This window comes from Methylophilus sp. (assembly GCF_052437885.1).
Taxonomy (GTDB): domain Bacteria; phylum Pseudomonadota; class Gammaproteobacteria; order Burkholderiales; family Methylophilaceae; genus Methylophilus.
On sequence record NZ_JBQVPB010000014.1, the window covers coordinates 16,819 to 34,612 of the forward strand.

Here is a 17,794-nt window from a genome sequence, read left to right on the forward strand (position 1 = left end):
CGACCGCGACTGTATCATGAGTGCTTCACCTAGGTAGACCAGCCAGCGCCCGCGATAGCGCTACTGTATATACTTGCCTATTTCGCTTTCTTTCCTGATCGGCGTAGTGAAATCCAGCTTCATGGCTGACGGGTTGCTCTGCCAGGCAGGGTTGGAAAAAGTGCGTAAACAGCCCAGTGCATTCGCAATATTGCCAGCGCTATCCTGCTTGCAGATATCCGCTGCGGCGGTCATGCAGCGCGCGCCATATTCAAAACTGGATCTGATCTTGTCTACACATACCGACTCACCTATCAACGGGCTGGTTGCCGGGTCATCCATCTTGTGTTTGATCAGGTCATAGGCATTCAGTTTAGAGGTGACACAGTCTTTAAAAGCGGCGATATTGCCGGCATTGCGGTGATCATGGCAAGTATTCAACTCCTTGGATAACAGGAGTTTTGATGACTTGGCGAACCACGCGCTTTTTTCTGCACTCGCATTGCACGCACAGGTGAGCAAGGTGAGTGCCAGCATCAGAACTTTCATGTTTTACAGGTCCAGACTTGCAGCCATTGGAATCGCCATACTAAAACGCCAACGCTGATTTGTATAGCTCGCAGTGTGCCCGCAGCCGGACAAACACTGTGACTGCGGCAGTTGCGTCAGTGCAGGAATCAACCCGGCAACCACCAGCAGTACAGCCTGCGCGCCATCAGCCAGTGGATAAGATAGCTTGCACTTTTTTCAGCAATTCCGTCATCACCACTGGCTTTCCCAGGTGTGCGGTAAAACCGGCCGCGAGCGCCCTGTTGACGTCCTCTGGCCGGCTGAATCCTGTCAGGGTGATGACAGGGAGGGCCGGCTGTATCTTTTTAATCTCGCCCAGCAGCTGGTATCCGTCCATTTCAGGCATGGCGATATCCGAAATAACCAGGTCAAACTTGTTTTTATGGATCTCCTGCACAGCCTTTTTGCCGCTGTCGACCAGTACGTAATTGGCTTTGTAGGCAGCTAACAGATCACCGAACACCAGCAGGAACAGTTTGTCATCATCTACGATCAGGATATTCCTGCCTTCAATCACACGCTCCAGAGCGTCCACATCAACAGTTTCCATAGGCGAAGGTGCCGGGACCATCTCGGGCACTAACGGTAGCCTGATCATAAACTGGGCGCCTTTGCCCAGGCCGGCCGAAGCAGCAGTGATCGTGCCGCCATGGCTTTCCACCAGTTCTTTAACCAGCGCCAGACCAACGCCCATGCCACCATGGATGCGCGTATTGCCGGTTTCAGCCTGGTTGAACATTTCAAAAATAAACGGCAAATAGTGTTTCTCTATGCCTTTACCAGAATCTTCAACCGTCAACTCGTAGTCGTGTTCACCCTTTAGCAACTGCACATGCAGGTCTCCACCGGGCTGGGTGAACTTGATGGCGTTGCAGATCAGGTTCCAGATGATCTGTTCGAAGCGCGTGCCGTCTGCAAAATAAGGCAGCGAAGCAAGCTGTATGCTTTGCGTCAGCTTGAGATCCTTATTGGCGATGTCTTCCGCAAACGACAGAATGACACGTTGCAAAACCGGCACCAGATCGATCTGTTTTTTATCCAGATGTAATTTGCCGGTTTGCGCACGCGAAAGATCGAGCAGGTCATTGATCAATGTGGCTTGCGTCTGCGCCGCACCGCGTATGATTTCTGCCGCTTCCAGCACTTTTGGCAGCTTGCGCAGTTCGGGAACGCGTTTCAGCATCTCGGCATTCATATTGATCAGATTCAGCGGCTGCTTTAATTCATGCGAAAGTACGGCAAAGAATTCGTCGCGCATTTTGGCGGCGATCTCCATTTTCTTGCGCGTTTCAGATTCCTGTTCCAGCAGGATCTCGCGGCGAGACTCCTCTTCTTTGATCGCAGTCAGATCGCGTGCGATTTTGGCAAAGCCATTGGCCGGGTCTTCCAGTACCGAGGTCACGCCGCTGCAATAGAATTTGCTACCGTCTTTGCGCAGATGCCAGCGCTCATCTTCGGCAGTCCCCTTGCTCAGTGCCGTACGTATCTCTGTTTCCGGGATGCCTTGTAACTGATCTTCTTTGGTAAACAGGATACGTGTAGGTTTACCCAGCACCTCTGACTCGTCATAGCCGAACAGGCTTTGTGCGCCGCAGTTCCAGCTGGTGATGTTGCCGGAAATATCAAACGTGAATATGGCGTAATCTTTTGCACTGGCGGCGATCAGCCGCATGCGCTGCTCTTCTTCCAGCAGCCGTTGCTCAGTGTTGTGCAAGCTGGTGATATCGATAAAAGTCAGCACCAGACCATCAATGCGGTCTTCGTTGGTGCGGTAGGGGATCAGGCGGGCAATAAACCACTCACCCTTGTCGCTGCCAACCTCGCGCTCGATCACGCGCAGTGTTTCAAACACACTGGTAGCATCTGCCACCAGCGACTGATAATGCAGCCTGTGCGTGATGTCTAATAAAGGCCGGCCGATATCAGTGGCGATCAGATTAAAAATGGCGGCGGCATGTGGCGTGAAACGCTTGATACGCAATGAGCGGTCTACAAAGATGGTGGCGATCTCGGTCGATGCGATAAAGTTCTGCAGATCGTCATTACTTTTCCCGGTTTCATCGACCTTGTTCTTGAGCTCCTGGTTCACCGTACTCAGCTCTTCGTTGATCGATTGCAACTCTTCCTTGCTGATCTCCAGTTCTTCAGTGGTAGAACGCAGCTCCTCATTGATCGCCTGCAGCTCTTCATTAGACGCTTTTAATTCCTCTGAAGAGGTCTCATATTGTTCTATGGTTTGCTGTAACTGCTCCTTGGTCAGGGCCAATTCGCCTTCCAGCTGACTGACTATGCTGGATGAGTCGCTGGGCGGCAAGCTGGCAATAGAAGCATCCAGCTCGATCTCATTGAACAGGACCAGGTAGAGCGGGCGGGCTGCATCCTGCTGTTTGATCGCGCGTATGGTCAGCCCTACATGTATCTCTTTGTCGCTTCTGGATAAACGCACCGCCCTGGTTTCGGTGCTGGTCTCAAGTTGAGCCACCTGAAACAGCGCTGTTCTTAACTCTATCCTGAGTTCAGGGATGATCAGGGTTAGCAGGTTGCGTGAGGGCTCTCCGCCGACATAGCGTAAATACTGCCCTGCCCGCTCAGACGAGAAAACGATATTGCCCTCTTTATCGACTAATACACTAGGCGGTGCATACTCCTCCAGCACTTCGCGATGCAATTCTGCGTACCCGGTCGCCGGTTTCGCTTCCTGTTGCGACACTTTTGCCTGAAGAGAAGGCGAGCCGCTGCGTTTGGGCAATGCCGAAGCGTAGTTCAGCACATGGGGAGTGATCAGTGCGCGGTAAATACGGTTTTTCTTATCCACCGCTACAAAATATTTGGATGATACTTCTGCGGACTCTGAATTACCGAGAAAAAGGTAACCGCCTGGTAAGAGCGCGAAATGAAACATCTCGAAAATATGTTGCTGTACATCCCGGTTCAGATAAATCAGCAGATTACGGCAAGTGATCAGATGTACGCGTGAAAAAGGCGGATCACGCAAAATATTATGTGACGCAAACAGCACCTTATCCCGGGTTTCTTTCTTGATCTGGTAATGATGATCTTTTTTGATGAAAAAATTCTTTAACCGGCCTGGTTCTATATCGGCGACTATGGATTCAGGATACAAGCCTTTACGACCCACAGCGATGGCTTGGTCGTCGATGTCAGTGGCAAACACCTGTATATCCACTGACGGTGATTGCTCAGCCCTGTACTCGGCCATCAGCATCGCAATCGAATAAGCTTCCTCACCTGTCGCGCAGCCGGCACTCCAGGCACGGATCTGGGTGCCCGGGTCAGCTTCGGAGAATATTCGCGGAATAATCTCGTGTTGCAGCGCGTCGAAACAATCACGATCGCGGAAAAAGTTGGTGACGCTGATCAGCAAATCCTGCAGCAGATGCCTGGCTTCTTCTTCCTGCTCTTCCAGATATTGCAGATAAGCCGTCAGATTATTCACACAAGTGACTTGCATGCGACGTTCTATACGCCTTAATACCGTGGCTCTTTTGTAATGCGAAAAATCGTGCCCGGTACGCTCTTTCAACAACTCCATGATGGCACTCATGGTGTCATGGCTGTGATCTTCTGCGATCGACTTTTTAGTTAAATGCCTGTCCTCTATCTGCGGCAATTGAATTTTGCTGATGTTTTCTTTTAACTCGATCAGCTTGCGCGGGATCTGTTTCAAAGGCAGGACAAAATCAATGATGCCGGTTTCAACCGCACTCACAGGCATACCGTCAAATTCGGCGTCGCCTGGCTCCTGCACTATGGTGACCCCACCTTGTTCCTTGATGCGCGCGATGCCTACTGCACCATCAGAGCCCGAGCCGGACAGTATGATACCGACCGCATGTTCCATATGCGCATCGGCCAAAGTACGAAAAAACAGATCGATGGCCACATGCTTACCCACAATGCGCGTCAAGTCGCGCACGATCAGCATGCCATCGTCCATCAACAGATCTTTTGATGGCGGGATCACATAGATGGTGTTTTTTTCAATCTTGATCGGTTCCAGGACTTGCCTGACCGGGATATTGGTTGCCTTTTGTAACAGCTGCGGAAAATTGCTTTCGTGCTTGGGAGAAAGGTGCAGCACGATGACAAAGGCCATGTCATTGTTGAGCGGGATAGCAGCAAACAGCTCAAGCAGCGCTTTCAAGCCCCCGGCCGAGGCACCAAGCCCGACAACCGGGAAATCCAGGTGACTCTTTTTAACTGCCTGCAAATTGTTTATGGTCATTTTTGGGATCTTTATTCATTTCAAATCCTAATTTGTCAGATTAAAAATCCAAAAAAATCGAATCAGAAGCTTTTAAATTTGCTAAATCGACGATATTTAGCATGTTTGCTACCATTCGGTGCCTGATGGCCGTGAAAAACAGCAGTGTCATCTATGCTGACGGCAGCCATTCATGTCATTTGCCGCGGAATTCGCATACACAGCGCCTGATGCGATCGCCTACCGCCAGTGTGACATCGAAGGGCTTTGATTGATCAAAACTGCATAAAGCATACTACTTAAAGCTGCATTCGAGAACCATTTACTGCAAACAATAACCGTGAATGTGATGGTCTGGCGCAGTCGCAATCTATGCTGGAGATGTATCAGACCGCTTTATGGCTGGTGTTTCAGATGACTGCCGGCTGACTGTCTGGTAGAAGAATGCAGCAAGCCTGGCAATCACTGCACAGCATGTATGAGAACCCGGGGGAATGCGCTGAATGCTGCTGAGACGGCATGAAAACAAAAAAACCAGCTCAAGAGCTGGTTTTCAAGTAATTGTACTGGTGCCCGGAGCCGGAATCGAACCGGCACACCTTGCGGCGAGGGATTTTAAGTCCCTTGTGTCTACCAGTTTCACCATCCGGGCGGTAGGTCTGACAAGCTGGATATTTTACCACCTTGAAAAGCTTTGCATAGCCTAACAGGCGCCGTGCTTGTGAGAAATTTGGAGCGGGAAACGAGTCTCGAACTCGCGACCTCAACCTTGGCAAGGTTGCGCTCTACCAACTGAGCTATTCCCGCATATCTGGAGGCGCGAGCCGGAGTCGAACCGGCCTAAACGGCTTTGCAGGCCGCGGCATAACCGCTTTGCTATCGCGCCAGAACCAACAACATAAAAACATCTTATGTTAAAAAGGGAAAGCTGTGCTTTCCCCTGAATTTGGAGCGGGAAACGAGTCTCGAACTCGCGACCTCAACCTTGGCAAGGTTGCGCTCTACCAACTGAGCTATTCCCGCGTATTTCCTTGCGCCATGTGTCGTAAGGAAGCTGGCATTTTAATGATTTTTGACCCTGTGTCAAGGAAGATTTATGAAAAAACCAGACTTTATGCAGGGATGCTTTTTTAGATGGTTTCGCGGATGGCAGGCCAGGCTGCGCGCAGGTAATACCCCATGGAAATCAGGGTCAATAATGCAGCGATAACGATCAGCCATTCTCCTAACCACTGGATGTTTAATCCGAACAGCGGGTCGTACCAGAGTAATAAAGTGATAGCCAGCATTTGGGCGGCTGTTTTTACTTTACCCACCACGGCGACGGCGACATTGGCACTTTTACCTATGCTGGCCATCCACTCACGCAAGGCGCTGATGGCGATCTCGCGGCCTATGATGATCAAGGCAACCACTGCCCCTACCCGATTAAGTTCCACCAGTACGATCAGCGCGGCAGCCACCATTAATTTATCGGCGACCGGGTCGAGAAAGGCGCCGAATTTGGACATTTGCTGGTATTTACGCGCCCAGTAACCATCCAGCCAGTCAGTAAAGGCGGCCAGGATAAAGACGGAGGAAGCCGCCAGATTCACCCAGTGCGCAGGCAGGCCCTGCGCTGAGACGGCGTTGGCTGGCAGGTAGAACACGCCTACAAACACCGGGATCATGCCGATACGCAACAAGGTGAGCAGGTTGGGGATAGTCCACATAGATATCTGTTTCTGATTGAAGTCGCTGGTAAGTATGTTGCTTGAAAAGGTTTAATGCAGGCGCTCGTATATGCTTTGTGCCAGCGCCTGGCTAATGCCTTCCACTTGGGCAATTTCATCTATGCTAGCACTTTTTATCCCATCCAGGCCACCAAAACGCATGAGCAGTGCCTTGCGCCGCTTGGCGCCTACGCCTTCTATCTCTTCCAGGCTGGAGGTGATACGCGCCTTGGCACGTTTGGCCCTATGGCCGGTGATGGCAAATCGGTGTGCCTCGTCGCGGATCTGCTGCAACAGGTGCAGGCCTATATTATCGGTGGGCAGATTCAGCATTTCGCCGGTATCGGAAAAGATCATGGTTTCCAGCCCCGGCCGGCGTTCTTCGCCTTTGGCGATGCCTACCAGCAGGATATCGTCCAGGCCGACTTCCTGCATGACTTCTATCGCCACGCCTAACTGGCCCTTGCCGCCATCAATAAACACCAGGTCTGGGCGTTTGCCCTCGCCTGCCGCCACTTTGCGGTAGCGCCGGGTCAATACATCGCGCATGGCGGCATAATCATCGCCTGGCGTGATGCCGGTGATGTTGTAGCGCCGGTATTCACTGTTTTGCATATCGCCGCGATCAAACACCACGCAGCTGCCTACAGTGGCCTCACCCATGGTGTGGCTGATATCAAAACATTCGATACGCTCTGTGGCTTCTGTCAGATGCAGTGCTTCGCGCAGTGCCAGCAGGCGCGCGTGCTGGTTGGCAGAGGTAGCCATGCGTTGCTGCAAGGCCAGTTCGGCATTGGTCTGTGCCATTTTCAGCCAGACTTTTTTGTCGCCTATGGCATTGGTCAGCACACGGATCTTGCGCCCGGCCTGCTCGCTGAGCACTTCCTCGAATTCGTCTTTTTCGACTTCGGCCCCGCATACCAGCAATGGCGGCGTGTTCTGCGAGATGTAATATTGTGTGAGAAAAGCTTCCACGGTTTCTGTCAGCTCGGCATCCTGGCTGTTCTTGGGGAAAAAGCTCTTATCGCCCAGATGGCGTCCGCCACGGATCATGACCAGATTGATGCAGTGCTGGCCTTCCGCTTCGGCACAGGCGATCACATCGGCGTCGCTGACACTGAAATCGCTGACGAACTGCTTGGCCTGCACCTGGCGCAAGGCCTGCATGCGGTCGCGCAGGATGGCTGCGTGTTCATATTCCATGTCTGCGGCGGCCTGATTCATTTCGTCACCGATGGCATCCATCACTTCACTGGTCTTGCCCAGCAGAAACATGGCGGCGTGCCGCACATCATGTGCGTAATTCTCCTGTGAGATCAGGTCTACACAAGGCGCCGTGCAGCGTGCGATCTGGTATTGCAGGCATGGGCGGGAGCGATTGGAGAATACCGTATTCTCACAGGTGCGCAGTTTAAAGACCTTTTGCAATAACTGTATGCTTTCGCGCACCGCCAGCGTATTGGGAAAAGGCCCGAAATACTGATGGCCTTTACGTTGCGTGCCTCTATGAAATGCCAGCCTGGGAAAGGCGTCGCCGGTGAGGCTGATATAAGGGTAGGACTTGTCATCGCGGAACAACACGTTGTAGCGCGGCATCAAGCCTTTAATCATGTTATTTTCCAGCAGCAAGGCTTCTGCCTCCGAGCGCGTCACTGTGGTCTCTATGCCGGCGATCTGCGACACCATCATTTTGGTGCGCGGGCTGTTGAGGTTTTTATTAAAGTAACTGGAAACCCGTTTTTTCAGGTCTTTGGCTTTGCCGACATAAATCACCGTGCTTTCTGCATTGAGCATGCGGTAAACACCAGGCAGATTGGGCAGGTTCTTGAGTATGGGTTTGGAATCAAACATGCGCGTATTTTACACGCATGTGCCGGGGTTTGACGGCGTCAGTGTGAACGGCGTCAGCCAAGCAGCTCGCCACCAATCGCCCAATCTTCGTAGGCGACTTCTTCAAACACGATATAGGTATAGTTGGCAGGTTTCTGGGCGTGCCTGGTCAGGGTTTCGGTGATTTCCTTGGCGATCTGCTTCTTCTGCTCTTTAGTCACTGAACCTGCCAGTTTGATATTCACATAAGGCATGCTGATTCTCCTTCAGATGGATGTGCGGATGGTTAATGAGGGTGATTTAGTGTGAGTGACTTATAGTCCCGCGGCGTATGTCCCTGATCAGATTAAGGGTGACGGCTAGCAGCAAGACTGAGATCACGATAGACAGGATAGGGTCTATGGTCACCCAGCCGGTAAAATAAATCACCACGCCTGCCACTATGGCCGTGACTGAACCCAGCAGGTCGCCAAGCACGTGCAAAAAAGCCGCCCTGTGATTCAGGCTGGCGTCACCACCGTGGTGTGCATGCTGGTGATGCATATGCCTGGCCACATAGATATTCACCAGCAGGCCCAGAACAGCGATGATACTGACGTAGCCACCAGCCACGGGCACGGGATTTCTGAACCGCTCTACAGCTTCTATGATGATCCACACCGCGACCACCAGCATGGACACGGCATTGACCATGGAAACCCGCAGTTCCAGCCGGCTGGCTGACTGACTGTTGCGGGCATGGTGTGCCGCCCACATGGCCAGGCCCAGCGCCAGCACATCGAACAGCATATGCCAGGCATCACTTAACAGCGCCAGCGACTGGGTCCAGATGCCGCCTGCGAACTCAACCACTGCAAACAGGGTGATGGCCAGAAAAGGGATCAGGAACGGGTTGTCAGGTGCATGCTGATCATGGGTGTGCTGATCATGGTCATGCCCATCATGCGAGTGGGCGTGTTCCTCATCATGTGCATGATGCTCTGAACCATCGTGATCATGGCTTTCTGTGTGTTTGGTATGCGCTTTATCCATGTCTGCATGCTAATGCAATTCGGGTGGCCACCACAATAGGCCGACAGAAAAATGCCCGGGGTGACTACCGCATTGTGGCTTATAATAGCGGCTGTTCAAGAGCCATGCCATGTTAAGTTACCGCCACGCCTTTCACGCCGGCAATCATGCCGATGTCCTCAAGCATTGGGTTTACAGCCTGGTGCTGGATTACTTTAACCAGAAAGATAAACCCTACTGGGTGATAGATACCCATGCCGGCGCGGGCATTTACCGCCTGGATAGCGCGGTTGCCAATAAAACGGCCGAGTATCTGGCTGGTATCGCCAAACTGCAGCAGGCCGCTGCGCCCGAGGCTTTTGCCGGCTATCTGCAGGCCATCGCCGCTACGCGTGACACTAGCGGCAAAGATACTTACCCTGGCTCGCCCTGCATTGCCGACCATTTTTTAAGAGCTGACGACAAACTGCGTCTGTTTGAGCTGCACCCTGCGGATGCAGCTTTGCTGGAACAGCAATTCAGCGCGCGAAAAAGGCAGGTGGCCATTCAGGCTAAAGACGGGTTTGAGGGCATTAAAGCCTGCTTGCCGCCACCCAGCAAACGCGCCATGGTATTGATAGACCCGCCTTATGAGGTGAAAGACGACTATCTGCGGGTGGTGGATTGCATCAAAGACAGCCTGAAGCGTTTTGCTACCGGCACTTACCTGATCTGGTACCCGCGTTTACAGCGGCCAGAACCGCAACTCATGCTGGATAAACTGCGCAACCTGAATACCGATTATCTGCATATTTGCCTGGACGTACAACAAGCCAGCGCCGACGGTTTTGGCATGCATGGCAGTGGCATGTGGGTGATCAACCCGCCCTGGACCCTGAGGCGATCAGTTGAACCGCATCTGGACTGGCTGGCACAGACCCTGGCACAGGACGCGCATGCGCGCGCATGGTGTGAAGGCCAGCAACGCTAAGCCTTAATAGCGTATGCGTACGCGGTGATTCAGCGCTGACGGCTCGCCTATACTGACACGAAAGCTACTGACGGCGATGGTCTGCCGGGTGCCAGTCTGTATCCTGACCCGCCACTCGCCGGCGGTGACATTGCTTTTATAGGTATAGCCACGGTAGCCATTATCGCGGCCACCCGCCAGTGAGAACCCCGGCGTAGACACACTGACCCACTGCCCGGCCACTTTTCTCTGCCAGTCATGCACCAGCTTGGTGTGCAAGCCTTGCGGCGCGAACACCGACGAAAAACAGACCAGCTTCTGCCCCGGCGCCAGGTAAAAATGATCATTATCCACCCGCCAGAAATTCCACCACGGCGACTTTTCTACCGTCATCCAGTAGCCCTGCTCCGATTTTTCCAGATCATAAGCGACCACCACCGCCTGCTTGACCAAGGGCACCGGCGGGATCATATCTGCCCGGTAGGCCACCATTAACAGGCCGGCGATCACCCATACCGGCCAAATACGCCCGGCATGGCGCGGTGCACGCTGGTACAGCACATAGGTGATGGTGGCACCCAGCACAGTGCTCAGATAAAACCAGGCGGCATGCACGCTGCCAAACAGAAAAGGGAAAGCAAAATTGCACCAGAGGATGGAACACAGACCGAACATGCTCCAGCATAAACTCAGGCGCCGGTATTCACTTTCCATGAATTCGTTTGCCACCAGCAAGGCACCCAGCAGCAATGTCAGCACCCAGGCCAGGCCGTAACTCGAGCTTTTAAAATAGAGGATGAACAGCGCGCTCAGCACACTGCCAAACAGAAACTGCAGTATCCAGTAAGGCCAGTCATGCACTGCCCAGCTGGATGCCTTGTTCTGCACCCACTGCCAGCCCAGCAACCGCTCACCGACGCGCCGCGCGCCAGAAGAAGGTTCTGCCAGCTGATACATCAGTATCGCCGCCAGCAGCAGATACAAAGCGAAGATCACCATATCCAGCATGGCGACTTTTTTGCCTATGGTGATGGCATCCCATACAAATCCGCCTATGAAAAACGTGATCGGCAGGATCGCCCTGGTGCGGTTCAGACAGCGGGAGAAAAAAGACGCAGGGGCAGTATCAGGGGCGGAGAGTGTGGGATCAGTCATTTTGAGGGCTAAAAATCAGCAAAGCATAGGCTTTTTTACCATATCTCGCAGTTACTGTCACTGCATAGTCTTTATAAAGGTAAACTTTCTTTGATTATCAAATCCAGCCTGTTAAACTTTAAGTTATCTTAAGATGCGTCCGTTATATATCAATAGAAAGATGTCCTGAAGATAGGTATCTGTCCCGATATGACATAACTACGGCCGCCATGAAGCATGCGTGATTTACTCAGACAAATAATTTATAAGTTAAACGAAATCAAATCTGTCAGCAATGAAACTGAACAGGCATTGATACGCGTTACCTTTGTCAGTTTTATCACGCTATACCTGCTATTCAATGGCAGCAGTTTTCAGCCGGTAGGCGTCTGCCTGATCTATCTGTGTTGCGGTTTTTTGATGCTGTTCAATATTCTGCGCAATCCGCAGAAAAATGAAAGACGGCAATGGATCGCCATGGTGATGGATATCACCGCTACCTCGCTGGAACAAATGATCTCCGGCGCCATGGCTGGTGTATTCATAGGCATCTATTTATGGCTGATCATAGGCTATGGCCTGCGCTACGGCACCAAGTTCTTCAAAGGCTGTTATGCACTCAGCCTGATCGGTTTCAGCATCACCTTATACCTCAACCCTTACTGGAACCAGCATCAGCATCTGGCTTATGGCTTCCTGCTGACCTTGTTGCTGATCCCGCCACACACCCTGCGTTTGCAGATCAGCCTGGAAAAAGCCACCAAACAGGCCGGTGAGGCCAACGAGGCCAAAACCAACTTCCTGTCCAATATCAGCCATGAAATGCGTACCCCGCTCAACGGCATTATTGGTGCCAGCGAATTACTGGCGCAATCCAAACTGGATAAAAAACAGTCTGAACTGTTAAAAATGGTCGGCGCTTCTGCCAGCAGCCTGAAAAAACTGATCAATGACGTGCTGGACATCAGCAAGATCGAGAAAGGCAAGATAGATCTGGAAGATATTCCATTCTATCTACCCGACCTGGTCCAGCGCCTGCAATTGATGTTCCAGATCGAGGTCGAGCGCAAACAATTATGGTTACGCTTTAACCTGGACCCCGCAGTTGAACGCCATTATGTAGGCAGCATGCACCATATCGAGCAGGTGCTGATGAACCTGGTGGCCAATGCCATCAAATTCACCCAGCATGGCGGCGTGGATGTGTTGGTCAGTGTGTCACAGCACTATGCCAATATGAGTGTGCTCAAATTCCATATCCGCGACACCGGCATAGGCATCAAGCCAGAAGCGCTGCCGCATATTTTTGACAGCTTCACCCAGGCAGACAGCAGCATCACCAGGCGTTATGGCGGCACTGGCCTGGGCACTTCGATCGCCAAGCAGCTGGTCGAATTAATGGCCGGCAAGATCCAGGTCACCAGTGACGAGAGCAATGGCACCCTGTTTGAAGTGCTGTTGCCGCTGGCTCACGGCGAACCATCTGCACAGCACGTTTCCAATGAGGTCAATATTGAAATGACTTCAAACGTGGTGCCGCTGAGCAGCCATACCCGTTTCCGCAAGAAGATACGCGTGCTGATCGCCGACGACAATGTGGTGAACCGCATGATACTCAATGAAACATTGCAGCGTATGCATTGCGTGGTAAAGGCCGCTGATAATGGCGATGAGGCTCTGGATGCACTGGAACACAACCAGTTTGACCTGATGATACTCGATTACAACATGCCGGAAATGAATGGCCTGGAAGTGTTCAATATCTATCATGCTCTGCCCGGTAGCAAACCGCTACGCACAGTCATACTCACCGCAGATGCCACCAAGACCACCCAGGACCGCTGTCTGAGCGCCGGTGTTTACCAGGTGCTGACCAAGCCGGTGATCTCGCGCCAGATCCAAAGCCTGATAGAAGCCGTTGCGCAAACCATAGAAACAGGCACCAGCGACAAACCGGCAAGTAAACCGGCGACGCGTGTGTCGCGCGCAGCCGCAGCGCAAACTCTGGTCAACACCACCAGCCCGCGCACTGAGCCTGCTACTGAAAAAGTAGCCAGCATGACCCCGCACAGCGAACCGCTGCTGGACAATGACCGCATGGAGCATTTATTGAAACTGGGTGGCAGCGAAGCATTCCTGCACAGACTGATCACCGAGTTCATCGAAACCACCGATGACATGATACGTGCCCTGGGCACCGAATGCCTGGACCTGAAATTTGAACAGGTGCATAAACTGGCGCACACCCTGGCCGGGGAGTCGGCCAATATGGGGCTGATCCCGCTCAGCAAGCGCAGCCGCCGCCTGTTAGGCTTAAGTATGGAAGATGCCCAAACCATTTCCGGCCTTTATCAAGCCGTTGTTGATGTCTATGAAGAAACGCGCACGCAACTGCAGCAGTATCGCAGCAAGCTTTCTTCCAAACGATCAAACAAATGATAGGGCATCGGGTCCTTAAACATCAATAGTGTACGCTAACACTATTGATTCACTGCATGGTGCTGCACCATTTGCATGTCGTTCGCCGGTGATATGTCGTGCCGTTCTGCATCCTGACCCGCCAGTGCCTGTTCAGGGAACAAGCGCGACTGGGCGCGATAAAAACGGTCCATCACTTTCAGGTCGCGCTCAGTCAGACGCAAGGCATTTTCCACCCAGACATTCACGATATCTTCCAGCTCACTATAGGTGAGCGGGTTGATCCTGGCCTTGGCTTTCTGCGCGGATAAAAAGCCTTCTGACTGGCGGCTGTTTTTCTGGATAAAGGCCTGCACTGCCTGTTCGCCCTCTCCTTCATCGACCACCAAATCGATCAGGCCCATTTCCAGGCACTGCTCGGCTGTGAAGCGCTCGCAACCCAGTATCATTTTATCGGCCACTGCCATGCCGGCTTTACGCGCGATAAAGCTATAAGCGCCCATGCCCGGGATCATGTTAAAAAATAATTCCGGGAAGCAAAATACAGCTTGCCGCTCTGCGATCAGCACATCACTGGTCAATGCCGCTTCTATGCCCGCCCCCAGCACTTCGCCCTGCAATAATGATATTTTGGTGACATGCTCCAGGTTGAAGCGGAATGCGCGCTGCGCCACCACATCGATGCTCAGCCTGGCATACGCCTGTAACTGCGCCCTGTCCTGGTTACGTATCGCCAGCGCCATTTTTTGCAGATCGCCACCCATATTGAAATAGCCCGCAGTCGCAGAGGCAAAAATGGAATACTTGATAGGCAACACCTCTTCAGCAGCCGTTTGTACATAGCCGCCGCTGCGCTGTATGTCTTCATGATGGGCATGCAGGTTCAGCAACAACTCGTGGTTGATGCAAGGGATGCGCTGCGGTTGATGCAGATAGCTCCATAAAGCCTGTTGCTTGGCATCAAAACGGCAGAATACCTGACCGTAATCATGTGCCAGTAAACGATGTTGATAATTAACTAATCCTTGGTCAAACGGTGTCATGTGCTTCTCCTTGGCTGTGAAAAAATAGTGAATGAAATCAGCATAATGTGCTGCATAGACAGCAAAATATTTACGCCAATGAACACATCATAATCAAAACTAGGATCAGCACTACAGGTTTTACAGTTGCAAGGATACGTTCTGATAAGAAACAAAAAAGGGAGCCTGAGCTCCCTTTTAATGACCGCACAAAAACGCTTATGCCGTCTCTTGGATAGGAATGATTTTTTTCACATTCTGCAGTGAATCCGCATACTGTGTCATCTGGTCAAAATTGAGGTATTTATAGATCTCGGCGGTATTGGTCAGCCGTGTACCCAGGGTGTCCAGATACTCCTGCACCGTCGGCATCCTGCCCAGCTTGGCGCACACAGCCGCCAGTTCAGCCGAGCCCAGGTAGACGCGGGCATCCTTACCCATACGGTTATCAAAGTTACGGGTAGAGGTAGAGAACACCGTGGCCTTGTCGGCGACACGCGCCTGGTTACCCATGCACAGGGAGCAACCCGGGATCTCGGTACGCGCACCTGCTACGCCAAAGGTGGAATACACGCCCTCGGCGCGTAATTGCGCCTCATCCATACGCGTAGGCGGTGCGATCCACAAACGGGTAGGAATACCGCCCGCTCCTTCAAGCACCTTGCCTGCGGCACGGTAATGGCCGATGTTGGTCATGCAGCTACCGATAAACACTTCATCGATCTTGTCACCCACCACGGCAGATAACGGTTTGATATCGTCCGGGTCATTCGGGCAAGCCACCAGTGGCTCGGTGATATCTTTGAGGTCTATCTCTATGATATGCGCATATTCGGCATCGTTATCCGGCTGCAATAGTTCCGGCTTCGCCAGCCAGGCTTTCATGCTGGCGATGCGGCGCTCCAACGTGCGGGCATCGGCATAACCGTTTTCTATCATGTTCTGCATCAGCACGATATTGGAATTGAGGAATTCGATCACCGGCTCTTTGTTCAGCAATACGGTACAACCATTGGCCGAACGCTCGGCCGACGCATCGGCCAGTTCAAACGCCTGTTCCACTTTCAGGTCAGGCAAGCCTTCGATCTCCAGCACGCGACCATTGAATACGTTTTTCTTGCCTTGCTTGCCTACGGTCAAAGTACCTTCTTTGATCGCCGCGTACGGGATCGCATTCACCAGGTCACGCAGGGTGATGCCAGGCTGCATCTCGCCTTTGAAACGCACCAGTACAGATTCCGGCATATCCAGCGGCATGGCGCCTGTGGCAGCGGCAAACGCGACCAGGCCGGAACCGGCCGGGAAGCTGATGCCGATAGGGAAACGCGTATGCGAGTCACCGCCGGTACCCACGGTATCCGGCAGGATCAAACGGTTGAGCCAGGAGTGGATCACGCCATCGCCGGCACGCAGGCTGACGCCGCCACGGCTGGACATGAATTCAGGCAAGTCATGTTGCAGCTTGATATCGACCGGCTTCGGGTAGGCCGCAGTGTGGCAGAAACTCTGCATGACCAGATCGGCACTAAAGCCCAGGCAAGCCAGTTCTTTCAGTTCGTCACGCGTCATACCGCCAGTGGTATCCTGTGAGCCCACCGTGGTCGCTTTCGGCTCGCAATAGGTGCCCGGGCGCACGCCAAAACCTTCTGGCAAACCACAGGCACGGCCAACCATTTTCTGCGCCAGCGTATAGCCTTTGCCGGTATCCCTGGCCGGGATAGATTTGATGAAAACTTCTGTTTCCGGCAGGTTCAGGGCTTTGCGCGCATTGGCAGTCAGGCCACGGCCTATGATCAGCGGGATACGGCCACCGGCACGTACTTCGTCGGGCAAGGTGATCGGGTTCATTTCAAAAGTAGCAAGCAGCGCCCCGGACTCGGACAATACTTTCCCTGCATATGGCTGGATGACGATCACATCGCCAGTATTCAAGCCGGAGACATCACACTGGATAGGCAATGCCCCGGAATCTTCGGCCGTGTTAAAGAAGATAGGCGCGATCTTGCTGCCTATGACTACGCCACCAGTACGCTTGTTGGGGATAAACGGGATATCGTCACCCATCCACCACTGTACCGAGTTGATCGCCGATTTACGTGAAGAGCCGGTGCCGACTACATCACCGACATAAGCCAGTGGCAAGCCTTTTTGCTTGAGGCTGGCAATGGTGTCCAGACCATCGCTCATGCGATTCACCAGCATGGCTTTGGCATGCAGCGGGATATCCGGGCGGCTCCAGGCGTCTTGCGCCGGGCTTAAGTCATCAGTGTTGGTCTCGCCTTCCAGCTTGAACACCACCAGTTTGATCTCTTCTGCCAGGGCTGGCTTGCTGGTGAACCACTCGGCATTGGCCCAGGAAGTGATCAGGGCTTTGGCGTGCGGGTTACCCGTCTTCATTTTCTCGTCGACGTCGTGAAACGCATCAAACAGCAGTATGGTGCTGGATAAGGCTTTGACTGCATGCGCTGCCATAGGCGTGTCCAGCAATGCCACCAGCGCCTGCACGTTGTAACCACCCAGCATGGTGCCCAGCAGTTGCACCGCCTTTTCAGCGCTGACTAAAGGCGAATTGGCTGTGTTATTCGCAACATCAGCCAGAAAAGCTGCTTTCACATAAGCCGCCTGATCAACACCGGCAGGAATACGGTTTTCAAGCAGATCAACTAGCAAAGCCTCTTGGCCTGCTGGTGGACTTTTCAATAGCTCAACCAATGCGGCAACTTGCTCGGCATTGAGTGGTAAGGGAGGCAGGTTTTGCGCGGCGCGTTCTTTAACGTGGGTATCGTATGCTTGTAACATGTGATCTAGGCTCTATCAATAAAACAAAGTCGGAGGGGATGGGCTGGTGACCTCTTGTCGCAAGAGTGCTATCGTCAACCGAGAGATTTCTTCTCGTTTGATTATAATCCAGTCCATCCGTCAGAATGTTAACTGCTTGTAACAT

At 52.7% G+C, this 17,794-nt stretch carries 11 protein-coding genes and 4 tRNA genes; 2 read left to right on the forward strand and 13 right to left on the reverse strand.

Annotated elements, in window-relative coordinates; all coding sequences use genetic code 11:
* Nucleotides 1-60: 60 nt before the first annotated feature.
* The 10 genes from ACT6RZ_RS13035 to ACT6RZ_RS13080 form a co-directional block, all read right to left on the reverse strand.
* Nucleotides 61-528, reverse strand: a complete 468-nt coding sequence (locus tag ACT6RZ_RS13035) for a hypothetical protein (RefSeq protein WP_444702530.1) — start codon at nt 526-528, stop codon at nt 61-63.
* Between the two features lie 166 nt (nt 529-694).
* A complete protein-coding gene (locus ACT6RZ_RS13040) occupies nt 695-4,795 on the reverse strand; it encodes a CheR family methyltransferase (RefSeq protein WP_444702531.1) in 4,101 nt (1,366 codons plus the stop codon).
* Nucleotides 4,796-5,341: 546 nt separating this feature from the next.
* Nucleotides 5,342-5,426: transfer RNA gene (locus tag ACT6RZ_RS13045), tRNA-Leu, on the reverse strand.
* Between the two features lie 79 nt (nt 5,427-5,505).
* A tRNA-Gly gene (locus tag ACT6RZ_RS13050) sits at nt 5,506-5,581 on the reverse strand.
* A gap of 5 nt (nt 5,582-5,586) precedes the next feature.
* Nucleotides 5,587-5,660: transfer RNA gene (locus ACT6RZ_RS13055), tRNA-Cys, on the reverse strand.
* A gap of 61 nt (nt 5,661-5,721) precedes the next feature.
* Nucleotides 5,722-5,797: transfer RNA gene (locus tag ACT6RZ_RS13060), tRNA-Gly, on the reverse strand.
* A gap of 107 nt (nt 5,798-5,904) precedes the next feature.
* A complete protein-coding gene (gene pgsA, locus ACT6RZ_RS13065) occupies nt 5,905-6,486 on the reverse strand; it encodes a CDP-diacylglycerol--glycerol-3-phosphate 3-phosphatidyltransferase (RefSeq protein ID WP_444702532.1) in 582 nt (193 codons plus the stop codon).
* Between the two features lie 51 nt (nt 6,487-6,537).
* Nucleotides 6,538-8,337 carry an excinuclease ABC subunit UvrC gene (uvrC, locus tag ACT6RZ_RS13070; RefSeq protein ID WP_444702533.1) on the reverse strand — a complete coding sequence of 600 codons (1,800 nt, stop codon included), beginning with the start codon at nt 8,335-8,337 and terminating at the stop codon, nt 6,538-6,540.
* A 53-nt stretch (nt 8,338-8,390) separates the two neighbouring features.
* The gene (locus tag ACT6RZ_RS13075; protein WP_379055124.1) at nt 8,391-8,570 is read right to left on the reverse strand and encodes a tautomerase family protein; all 180 of its coding nucleotides are present in this window, start codon (nt 8,568-8,570) and stop codon (nt 8,391-8,393) included.
* A 46-nt stretch (nt 8,571-8,616) separates the two neighbouring features.
* Nucleotides 8,617-9,348: a cation diffusion facilitator family transporter gene (locus ACT6RZ_RS13080; protein ID WP_444702534.1), complete on the reverse strand. Its 732-nt coding sequence runs from the start codon at nt 9,346-9,348 to the stop codon at nt 8,617-8,619.
* A 109-nt stretch (nt 9,349-9,457) separates the two neighbouring features.
* Here ACT6RZ_RS13080 and ACT6RZ_RS13085 point away from each other — a divergent pair, with 109 nt between their 5' ends.
* The gene (locus ACT6RZ_RS13085) at nt 9,458-10,297 is read left to right on the forward strand and encodes a 23S rRNA (adenine(2030)-N(6))-methyltransferase RlmJ (RefSeq protein WP_444702535.1); all 840 of its coding nucleotides are present in this window, start codon (nt 9,458-9,460) and stop codon (nt 10,295-10,297) included.
* A 3-nt stretch (nt 10,298-10,300) separates the two neighbouring features.
* Here ACT6RZ_RS13085 and ACT6RZ_RS13090 read toward each other — a convergent pair whose 3' ends face one another.
* On the reverse strand, nt 10,301-11,431 hold the full coding sequence (locus ACT6RZ_RS13090; protein ID WP_444702536.1) for a DUF2914 domain-containing protein: 1,131 nt from the start codon (nt 11,429-11,431) through the stop codon (nt 10,301-10,303).
* A gap of 291 nt (nt 11,432-11,722) precedes the next feature.
* Here ACT6RZ_RS13090 and ACT6RZ_RS13095 point away from each other — a divergent pair, with 291 nt between their 5' ends.
* Entirely contained in the window at nt 11,723-13,849 is a 2,127-nt protein-coding gene (locus tag ACT6RZ_RS13095; protein WP_444702537.1) for an ATP-binding protein, read from the forward strand.
* 41 nt (nt 13,850-13,890) lie between these two features.
* Here the strand turns inward: ACT6RZ_RS13095 and ACT6RZ_RS13100 are convergent, their stop codons facing one another.
* Nucleotides 13,891-14,871, reverse strand: coding sequence for a crotonase/enoyl-CoA hydratase family protein (locus ACT6RZ_RS13100; RefSeq protein WP_444702538.1), 981 nt, complete (start codon nt 14,869-14,871; stop codon nt 13,891-13,893).
* Nucleotides 14,872-15,069: 198 nt separating this feature from the next.
* Nucleotides 15,070-17,649, reverse strand: a complete 2,580-nt coding sequence (gene acnB, locus ACT6RZ_RS13105) for a bifunctional aconitate hydratase 2/2-methylisocitrate dehydratase (RefSeq protein WP_444702539.1) — start codon at nt 17,647-17,649, stop codon at nt 15,070-15,072.
* Nucleotides 17,650-17,794 lie beyond the last annotated feature (145 nt).

Bases quoted from the DNA above. Each gene is read 5' to 3' on its own strand.
- ACT6RZ_RS13080 (WP_444702534.1), bottom strand. From the start codon at position 9,348: ATGGATAAAGCGCATACCAAACACACAGAAAGCCATGATCACGATGGT.
- ACT6RZ_RS13090 (WP_444702536.1), bottom strand. From the start codon at position 11,431: ATGACTGATCCCACACTCTCCGCCCCTGATACTGCCCCTGCGTCTTTT.
- ACT6RZ_RS13100 (WP_444702538.1), bottom strand. From the start codon at position 14,871: ATGACACCGTTTGACCAAGGATTAGTTAATTATCAACATCGTTTACTG.
- acnB (WP_444702539.1), bottom strand. From the start codon at position 17,649: ATGTTACAAGCATACGATACCCACGTTAAAGAACGCGCCGCGCAAAAC.
- ACT6RZ_RS13075 (WP_379055124.1), bottom strand. From the start codon at position 8,570: ATGCCTTATGTGAATATCAAACTGGCAGGTTCAGTGACTAAAGAGCAG.
- pgsA (WP_444702532.1), bottom strand. From the start codon at position 6,486: ATGTGGACTATCCCCAACCTGCTCACCTTGTTGCGTATCGGCATGATC.
- ACT6RZ_RS13035 (WP_444702530.1), bottom strand. From the start codon at position 528: ATGAAAGTTCTGATGCTGGCACTCACCTTGCTCACCTGTGCGTGCAAT.
- uvrC (WP_444702533.1), bottom strand. From the start codon at position 8,337: ATGTTTGATTCCAAACCCATACTCAAGAACCTGCCCAATCTGCCTGGT.
- ACT6RZ_RS13040 (WP_444702531.1), bottom strand. From the start codon at position 4,795: ATGACCATAAACAATTTGCAGGCAGTTAAAAAGAGTCACCTGGATTTC.
- ACT6RZ_RS13085 (WP_444702535.1), top strand. From the start codon at position 9,458: ATGTTAAGTTACCGCCACGCCTTTCACGCCGGCAATCATGCCGATGTC.